This is a genomic window from Nocardia sp. CC227C, from assembly GCF_030767025.1.
Taxonomy (GTDB): Bacteria; Actinomycetota; Actinomycetes; order Mycobacteriales; family Mycobacteriaceae; genus Nocardia.
This window is the reverse complement of sequence record NZ_JASITE010000001.1, coordinates 734,643-742,233: the sequence shown is the minus strand read 5'-3', so window position 1 is coordinate 742,233 and position 7,591 is coordinate 734,643. Positions and strand designations below refer to the sequence as shown.

Annotated in this window: 7 protein-coding genes; 2 read left to right on the top strand and 5 right to left on the bottom strand. The window is 68.9% G+C overall.

The window, feature by feature from the left end; translation table 11 throughout:
* Nucleotides 1–553: 553 nt before the first annotated feature.
* From tyrS to QMO76_RS03320, 4 genes are all read right to left on the bottom strand, one after another.
* Nucleotides 554–1,834, bottom strand: a complete 1,281-nt coding sequence (tyrS, locus tag QMO76_RS03335; RefSeq protein ID WP_306359628.1) for a tyrosine--tRNA ligase — start codon at nucleotides 1,832–1,834, stop codon at nucleotides 554–556.
* Between the two features lie 392 nt (nucleotides 1,835–2,226).
* Entirely contained in the window at nucleotides 2,227–2,898 is a 672-nt protein-coding gene (locus QMO76_RS35255) for a Clp protease N-terminal domain-containing protein (protein WP_372341874.1), read from the bottom strand.
* 88 nt (nucleotides 2,899–2,986) lie between these two features.
* Complete coding sequence (locus QMO76_RS03325; RefSeq protein WP_306359627.1) at nucleotides 2,987–3,616, bottom strand: DNA-3-methyladenine glycosylase; 630 nt, start codon at nucleotides 3,614–3,616, stop codon at nucleotides 2,987–2,989.
* Nucleotides 3,617–3,655: 39 nt separating this feature from the next.
* Nucleotides 3,656–4,555 (bottom strand): RNA polymerase sigma-70 factor, encoded by a 900-nt coding sequence (locus QMO76_RS03320; protein WP_306359626.1) that lies wholly within the window; start codon nucleotides 4,553–4,555, stop codon nucleotides 3,656–3,658.
* A 235-nt stretch (nucleotides 4,556–4,790) separates the two neighbouring features.
* Here QMO76_RS03320 and QMO76_RS03315 point away from each other — a divergent pair, with 235 nt between their 5' ends.
* On the top strand, nucleotides 4,791–5,510 hold the full coding sequence (locus QMO76_RS03315) for a DsbA family oxidoreductase (RefSeq protein ID WP_306359625.1): 720 nt from the start codon (nucleotides 4,791–4,793) through the stop codon (nucleotides 5,508–5,510).
* A gap of 383 nt (nucleotides 5,511–5,893) precedes the next feature.
* Nucleotides 5,894–7,414, top strand: a complete 1,521-nt coding sequence (locus tag QMO76_RS03310; RefSeq protein WP_306359624.1) for a multicopper oxidase family protein — start codon at nucleotides 5,894–5,896, stop codon at nucleotides 7,412–7,414.
* Nucleotides 7,415–7,429: 15 nt separating this feature from the next.
* Here QMO76_RS03310 and QMO76_RS03305 read toward each other — a convergent pair whose 3' ends face one another.
* Entirely contained in the window at nucleotides 7,430–7,588 is a 159-nt protein-coding gene (locus tag QMO76_RS03305; RefSeq protein ID WP_306359623.1) for a hypothetical protein, read from the bottom strand.
* Nucleotides 7,589–7,591: the final 3 nt, after the last annotated feature.

Here is a 7,591-nt window from a genome sequence, read left to right as displayed (position 1 = left end):
AGGAGCCAATCAGAAGTAAACGCGAGTCCGAAAACCCAGCAAAACAATACGCCAGCCGGAAATTAGCTGACAAAAATGTCCGACCCTCACACGGGGGGTGAAGATCGGAACCAAAAAATATTTGGCACTGACATTCATCGACACACTATTGAGTTCTCAAAGAACACACGCACACGCCATCGAACCGATCTGATCGATTGTCCAGCGAGGCAACTTTTCCAGCCTAACGGGCCGACTCCTCGGAGTCAAGTTCCCGTTTCGGACTGGGTGTTCGTGTCAGGCGCTCCTCGTCCAACCTCGTTCCCCGATCCCGTAATCCCTGCTCTGAGCTGGGGTTTCGGTCCCGGTCGGTGTCCGTGTCGCTCTGACCTGGAATAAGTTACGTGGCGGAAAACGGAACGTCAAATCGCCTGGTCACGAACGTGTTTGCGCAGGTAGCGCCGCCCCGGAACGACAAGATCGCCGGGCGGGACCACGAGTTTGTGACCCAGCTCTCGGCGATCTCTTCCACGCATGAAGCAGAAAGGGGTGGGACCGCGTCCCACCCCTATGTTCAGCCCGCTCGACGGACTCCCGCGAAGTTCTTCTTGCCGCGCCGCAGCACCAACCAGCGTCCGTGCAGGTAGTCACCCTCCGAGGGCGTCCACTCCAGATCGGAGACACGCTCGTTGTTCACCGACGCCCCGCCCTCGTTGACCGCGCGTCGGGCCGCGCCGCGGCTCTCGCACAGGCCGGAGGAGACCAGCAGATCCACGATGGTGGCGGTGCCGTCGGCCTCGGCCACCTTGCCCTCGACCGCCGCCTCGGTGAGCGCCGCGGCCAGCGTGGACTCGTCGAGTTCACGCAGTTCACCGCGACCGAACAGGGCCTGGCTGGCGAGCTGGACCGCGCGGGTGTGCTCCTCGCCGTGCACCAGCGTCGTCATCTCAGCGGCCAAGCGGCGCTGCGCCTCGCGGGCGTGCGGGCGCTCGGCGGTGGCCTGCTCCAGCTCGTCCAACTCCTCCTTGGTGAGGAAGGTGAACCAGCGCAGGTAGCGCACCACATCGGCGTCGGCGGTATTGACGAAGTACTGGTACCAGGCGTACGGGCTGGTCATCTCCGGATCCAGCCACAGGCTGCCGCCACCGGTGGACTTGCCGAACTTCTTGCCGTCGGCCGAGGTGACCAGCGGGGTGGTCACGGCGTGGACGGATTCGCTGTCCACGCGGCGGTTCAGCTCCACGCCCGCGATGATGTTGCCCCACTGATCGGACCCGCCGACCTGCAGGCGACAGTCGTAGTTGCGGCGCAGCTGTACGAAGTCGTTGGCCTGCAGCAGCATGTAGCTGAACTCGGTGTAGGACATGCCGTCGGACTCGAGCCGCCGCTTGACGGTCTCGCGGGCCAGCATGACATTGACCGAGAAGTGCTTGCCGATATCGCGCAGGAAGGCGACGGCGCTCAGCGGACCGGTCCAGTCCATGTTGTCGGCGATGATCGCACCGGTCGGCGAATCGTCGAGGTCGACGAAACGCTCCAGCTGGGAACGGATGCGACCGGCCCACTCGGCCACGGTGTCGGTGGAGTTCATGGTGCGTTCGCCCACGTCGCGGGGGTCACCGATCAGACCGGTCGCGCCGCCCGCGAGCACGATCGGGCGGTGCCCGGCCTGCTGGAAGCGCCTCAGGGTCAGCAGCGGGACCAGATGTCCGGCGTGCAGGGAGGCCGCGGTCGGATCGAAGCCGGCATAGAGGGTCAGCGGGCCCTTCGCCAGGTCCGCCCGCAGGGCGTCCAGGTCGGTGGACTGTGCGATCAGTCCGCGCCAGGTCAGTTCATCGATGATGTCGCCGCTCACGTCACCCCATCTTTCCGCACGGATACCGCGGACCTGCGCAGAGGTCCGCCATTCGGGAATCGGACCCGGGAATCGGCGGGCGCGCCGGTGGTCCGCGGCCGAGTGTGCTCGACGGCGGGAAGTAGGGCGAGCGAATATCCGCGGCACACGGGGCGACGGAACCGGTCGGCCCCTTGCCCGGTCGGCGGGTCCGTCTTCAGGGCGGACGGATGGGCACGGCTGGCGATGGCCGCCGCGACGCGGGCACGACTGGCCTCCACCAGTTCATCGTGGGCGCGCGCGTCGGCCACGGGCCGGTTGCGCGGGGCGACGGTCACCCTTCTGGAATATCGGACCGCGGCCCGGGGGGCGGTGGGCCGTGCGAACAGGACCCGGACCGGGAAGCGGCCGTCTCAGGCTCCGGCGTCACGGGCTGAGGTGTCACCGGCCGAGGCGTCACCAGCGGAGCTTTCACCGACCGAGGTGTCACCAGCGGAGGTGTCACCGACCGAGGTTGCACCAGCAGAGGTGTCACCGGCCGGGGTATCACCGAGTCGCCGCTCCAGCTCGGCGACTCGATCCTCCAATGCCGTGATCCGCTGCCGCAGTTCGTGTTCGGCGGACGGCGGCGCATCGCGGGGTACGGGTCCGGCGGCGGCGAAGTGCGCGAGCACCGCCTTGCGCACGCGGTCGGCGTCGGCCCCCACCGCGACGAGGATCTGCGCGGCGACGCCCTCCCCTTCGCGGACGAGGGCGAGCAGCAGGTGCTCGGGTTGAATGGTGCTGTGGTGCAGCAGCAATGCCTCGCGCAGCGACAGCTCGAGCACCTTCTTGGCGCGCGGGGTGAAGGGAATGTGACCGGTGGGCTCGCCCTCGGCGGTGCCGATCATGGTCGCGACGCGTTCGCGCAGGGCTGGGAGTTCGACGCCGAGGTCGGCGAGCAGCGCCGCCGTGGTCCCGTCCGGCGCGGCCGCCAGGCCGAGCAGGATGTGCTCGGTGCCGATGTAGTTATGCCCGAGCAGGCGGGCTTCCTCCTGGGACAGCACGATGGCGCGGCGGGCGTTGTCGCTGAATCGTTCGAACATGGAACCGCCTGTGGGGTGTGGGTTCACTTCCACCGTAGTCCGTACGTCACCGCGCCGGGGGCGAAACTTCCAGCGTTCGCCGCGCGGGTCAGGCCGGGCGGTCGAGGCGCGGGGCGCGCGGACTGCGCCGGTAGGCCGAGACCGCCGGGGAGTCGCGCAGCCACAGCCGCCAGGGCTGATCGGCGGCGACACTGACGCCGACACGCGGGCCCACGCCGATGACGGAGGGGTCGGTGAGCTCCGGGCCGAGTTCGAGGCGGATCGGCGAGGCGGGATCGAAGAGCGGGGTTCCGTAGTCACCCAAGGCTATTCCGAGCGCGCTGCCGAGATTGCCGGGTCCGCGCGCCAGCGCGGCGTCGGTGCGGGCGGCGGGGCGTCGGGCGCGGGCCTGCTCGTGTCCGGCCGTGACCTCACCCGCGCGCAGCAGCACGGCGCCGGCGCTGCCGTCCGGACCGGTGGTGACGTTCACGCAGGTGTGCATGCCGTAACTGAGATAGACGTACAGCATTCCGGCCGGACCGAACATGACGGTATTGCGCGGGGTGCGGCCGGGGTACGAATGCGCGGCCGGGTCGGGCCACGGTCCGGACGGGTCGCTGCCGTATGCCTCGACCTCGACCAGGCGCAGGGCCACCGGACCGGACCACAGCGTCGCACCGAGCAGTCGCCGGGCGGCGGACAGGGGTTCCACGGCGAGTTCTGCAGCGCTCACGGGCATCCATTCTCCCCGATGCGTGATCTGGCCGAGCCGCCGCCGCTACCGAGCCTCTTCGGCCGGGCGCAGCCCACCGAGTTTGTCGGGGTTCACCTGGAAGCGCAGGTGCCGAATGCACCCGTCGAGAATGTCGAAGGTGATCACGCCCACCGGGTACCCGCCGAGTCGGCCGACAATGCCCAGTTCACCGTTGACGACGATGGTTTCGAGGCTGATGCCGGTGAGCACGGGTTTGTCCAGTACGCCCAGCAGCCAGCGGGCGACATGGTCGGGGCCGTGCAGCGGTCGGCGCGCCGCGGTGACCTTGCCGCCGCCGTCGTTCCAGAGGGTGACGTCCGGGGCGAGCAGTTCCATGAGCGCGTTGACGTCGCCGCCGTGGCAGGCCGCCAGGAAGCGGTCGGTGACCCGCGAGCGTGCCGCGGTATCGGTGTCGAAGCGGGGGCGGCGGGACCGGACGTGCCCGCGCGCCCGGTGCGAGATCTGCCGGACGGTGGCCTCCGGGCGGTCCAGGAATCCGGCGATCTCGGCGTGCGAGTAGCCGAACACCTCGCGCAGCACGAAGACCGCGCGCTCGACCGGGTTGAGGGTCTCGAGCACCACCAGCATGGCCGTCGATACGCTGTCGGCCGTCTCGGTCTCCTCGGCGGCCGAATCCGGTCCGGTGAGCAGGGGTTCGGGCAGCCACGGGCCGACATAGGTCTCACGGGTGGCGCGGGCGGAGGTGAGCCGGTTCAGCGACAGGTTGGTGACGGTCCGGACCAGGTAGGACTTCGGATGTTCGACCGAATCGCGATCCACCGTATGCCATTTCAGCCAGGCATCCTGCAGGATGTCCTCGGCGTCGGCGACGCTGCCCAGCATCCGGTAGGCGGTGCCGAACAGCAGGCGTCGGTGTTCGGCGAAGGGGTCGGCGGCCGCCGTATCGTGATTCTGGTCCCGCATGGTGCTCATCATCACCCGGCGCGCACACCCCTGCACGGATTCACCGGACCGGGGGTACTTGCGTGACAGTTCCGCCCATATGACCTGCGCCACTGCGCCCGGGGATGCGGGCGCGGGTGCCGGGGTGACGCGTGCCATGGAACATTCCCGCTGGTCACATGGTTGACCCTGAGCGGTGCCGCGGCACCCGCGGGCGGTGATCGGCGTCCGCGCCGAATCGTTGGAATGAGGTGTGATGGCCGTACAGGTCGAGGTCTGGACCGATATCAACTGCCCGTTCTGCTATCTGGGCAAGCGGCGGTTCGAGGAGGCGCTGCAGGGCTTCCCGCATCGGGACCAGGTACGGGTGGTGCACCGGTCCTTCGAACTGGATCCCACCCTGGACAAGGGGCACAGCGATGCGGTGATTGCGCATATCGCGGAGAAGTACGGGATCAGCGAGGCGCAGGCCGCGGCCAATGAGCGCGGTATCGGAGCACAGGCCGAGGCGGTGGGATTGACCTACCGAACCGAGGGGCGCGATTTCGGCAACAGCTTCGACATGCACCGGCTGCTGCACTTCGCGCTCGCGCAGGGACGGCAGGAAGCACTGCTGGACGCGCTGTACGAGGCCAATTTCGCGGATGCGCGGCCGCTGTTCGGCGATCCCGAGCGCTTGGTGGCGGTGGCGGTGGGTGCGGGATTCGACGCGGACCGGGTGCGTGCGGTACTCGCCGATCCGGACGCGTACGCCGAGGCGGTGCGCGCCGACGAGGCCGAGGCGGCCCGGCTGGGCGCGCGCGGTGTGCCGTTCTTCGTCTTCGATCGCACCTACGGCGTATCGGGCGCCCAGCCGTCCGAGGTGTTCGCGCAGGCGCTGGAGCGGGCGTGGAGCGAGCGGGAACCGGAACTCGAGGTGCTCGGCGGCGCGGATGCCTGCGGTCCGGACGGATGTGCTGTACCGCAGCGGGATTGAGCGGAGCCGGGTGGGATCGAAGGGCGGGATCGGGCGAGGGCGCGGTCGGCCGCCCCGCATCGGCGACCGACCGCGCGTGCCGCGACGCCTTGCGCGCGGTGGCGTGCGGCGGAAGGGGGATGCCCGGTTGTCCGGCACCCCCGAGAGTCGTCCAGGGCCGACGATAGTCCACCCGCCGCAGGTTGGAAGCTGAAGCGTTGCACTACTTTCTGGGGCTGGACGGCAAGTAGCGACTGTGCTCGCCGCCGCGGCGGGCAGTCGCTCATCGGCTCAGCGCCGCCCGGTGACCGCGCGGCGTGGCGCGCGAATTCAGGGTGTAGTCGGGGGCGATCTCCGGGCCTTGCCCGATGCGACTTCGACCTGCTGTTTTCTAGCGTCGAGGGATGTCATCGATACGCAGGTCGCGCATGCTGCGGCTATTCGTCGGCGCTGCCGCCGTGCTGGTGGTCGGCATCCTCACGCTCGCGGGCGGATTCGCCTGGATGTACTCGACGGCGGACATCTCCACCGTCGGGACGGTCGAGTTCGACCGTGAACTGGCGGTACCGCCGCTCGCGCCGTCCCGGGTGGAGGCCGACGGTACGCGCCTGTTCGAGCTCGAGATGCGTTCGGGACAGCGGGAATTCGAACCGGGCGTGGTCACGCCGACCTGGGGGTTCAATGGCGACCATCTCGGTCCGACGCTGCGGGCGCGGCGCGGTGAGCAGGTGCGGGTGACCGTGCGCAACTCGCTGCCGGAGACGTCGTCGGTGCATTGGCACGGCATGCACCTGCCCGCGGTGATGGACGGCGGACCGCATCAGCCGGTGGCGGCCGGGCAGACGTGGACGCCGCACTGGCTGGTCGATCAGCCCGCGGCGACACTCTGGTACCACCCGCATCCGCACGGGGAGACCGAATCCCACGTGCGGCGCGGACTGGCGGGCATGTTCATCCTCGATGACGACGCGGCCGACGGGTTGGCGCTGCCCCGCGACTACGGGGTGAACGATCTGCCGATCATCGTGCAGGACGTGCGTTTTCGCGATGGTGAGCTGAGTGGGGCCCACGAGATGTTCCGGGATGTCGGATTTCTCGGGGACCGGATCATGGTCAACGGCACGCTGTCGCCGTATCGCGAAGTGAGCGACGAGCTGATCCGATTGCGGCTGCTCAATGCCTCCACGGCTCGCATCTACAACTTCGGGTTCGCCGACGACCGGCGGTTCGCGCTGATCGGCACCGACGGCGGACTGCTGGAACAGCCGATCGAACTGGACCGCGTCCAACTGTCCCCGGCGGAGCGTGCCGAGATCGTGGTGCGGATGCGGCCCGGTGAGCGGCTGGTGCTGCGGGGACATCCGCTCGACGCCGGGTTGGACTTTTTCGGCCAGCGCTTCGCCGGTGGCGACGATCGCTTCGACATCCTCGAATTGCGAGCCGCCGAAACCCTGCGCCCCGCACCCGATGTGCCCGCCGCGCTGGTGTCCGCGCAGACACCCGACGGCTCGAACGCCGTGCGGGAGCGCACCTTCGACATCCGCTTCGCCCAGATCAACGGCCAGCCCATGGATATGAACCGCATCGACGAGACCGTCACCCGGGGCACCACCGAGATCTGGACGGTCCGCAATGCGGACGGCATGCCACACAACTTCCATGTGCACGATGTGCAGTTCCGGGTCCTCGCGGTGGACGGTTCACCACCGCCAGCCGCCCTGCGCGGGCCGAAGGATACCGTGTACATCGCACCGGGCGCGACCGTGCGGCTCGCTCTGCGATTCGACGGTCCCGCCGATCCGGACACGCCCTACATGTACCACTGCCATCTGCTCTGGCACGAGGATCTGGGCATGATGGGGCAGTTCGTGGTGGTCGACCCGGGTGGGTCCGCCGGGACGCCGGCACATCACGGCGACCACTGACGGAAGCGGTGACGCTCAGCGGTCGCCCAACCAGATCGGGCCCGCGAGCACCGGAGTGTGGGCGTCCACGATGTGCGCCGGCAGGTCGACGAGCCCCTGGGTGTTGCCGCGTTCCGGGGCCCGCTTCAGCGTGCGGTCGATGAACAGGGCGCGCAGGTCGCTGTAGTCGGGCACGGC

Coding starts and splice junctions, on each gene's coding strand:
- QMO76_RS35255 (WP_372341874.1), bottom strand. CDS start 2,898: ATGTTCGAACGATTCAGCGACAACGCCCGCCGCGCCATCGTGCTGTCC.
- QMO76_RS03325 (WP_306359627.1), bottom strand. CDS start 3,616: ATGCCCGTGAGCGCTGCAGAACTCGCCGTGGAACCCCTGTCCGCCGCC.
- QMO76_RS03320 (WP_306359626.1), bottom strand. CDS start 4,555: ATGCGGGACCAGAATCACGATACGGCGGCCGCCGACCCCTTCGCCGAA.
- QMO76_RS03315 (WP_306359625.1), top strand. CDS start 4,791: ATGGCCGTACAGGTCGAGGTCTGGACCGATATCAACTGCCCGTTCTGC.
- QMO76_RS03310 (WP_306359624.1), top strand. CDS start 5,894: ATGTCATCGATACGCAGGTCGCGCATGCTGCGGCTATTCGTCGGCGCT.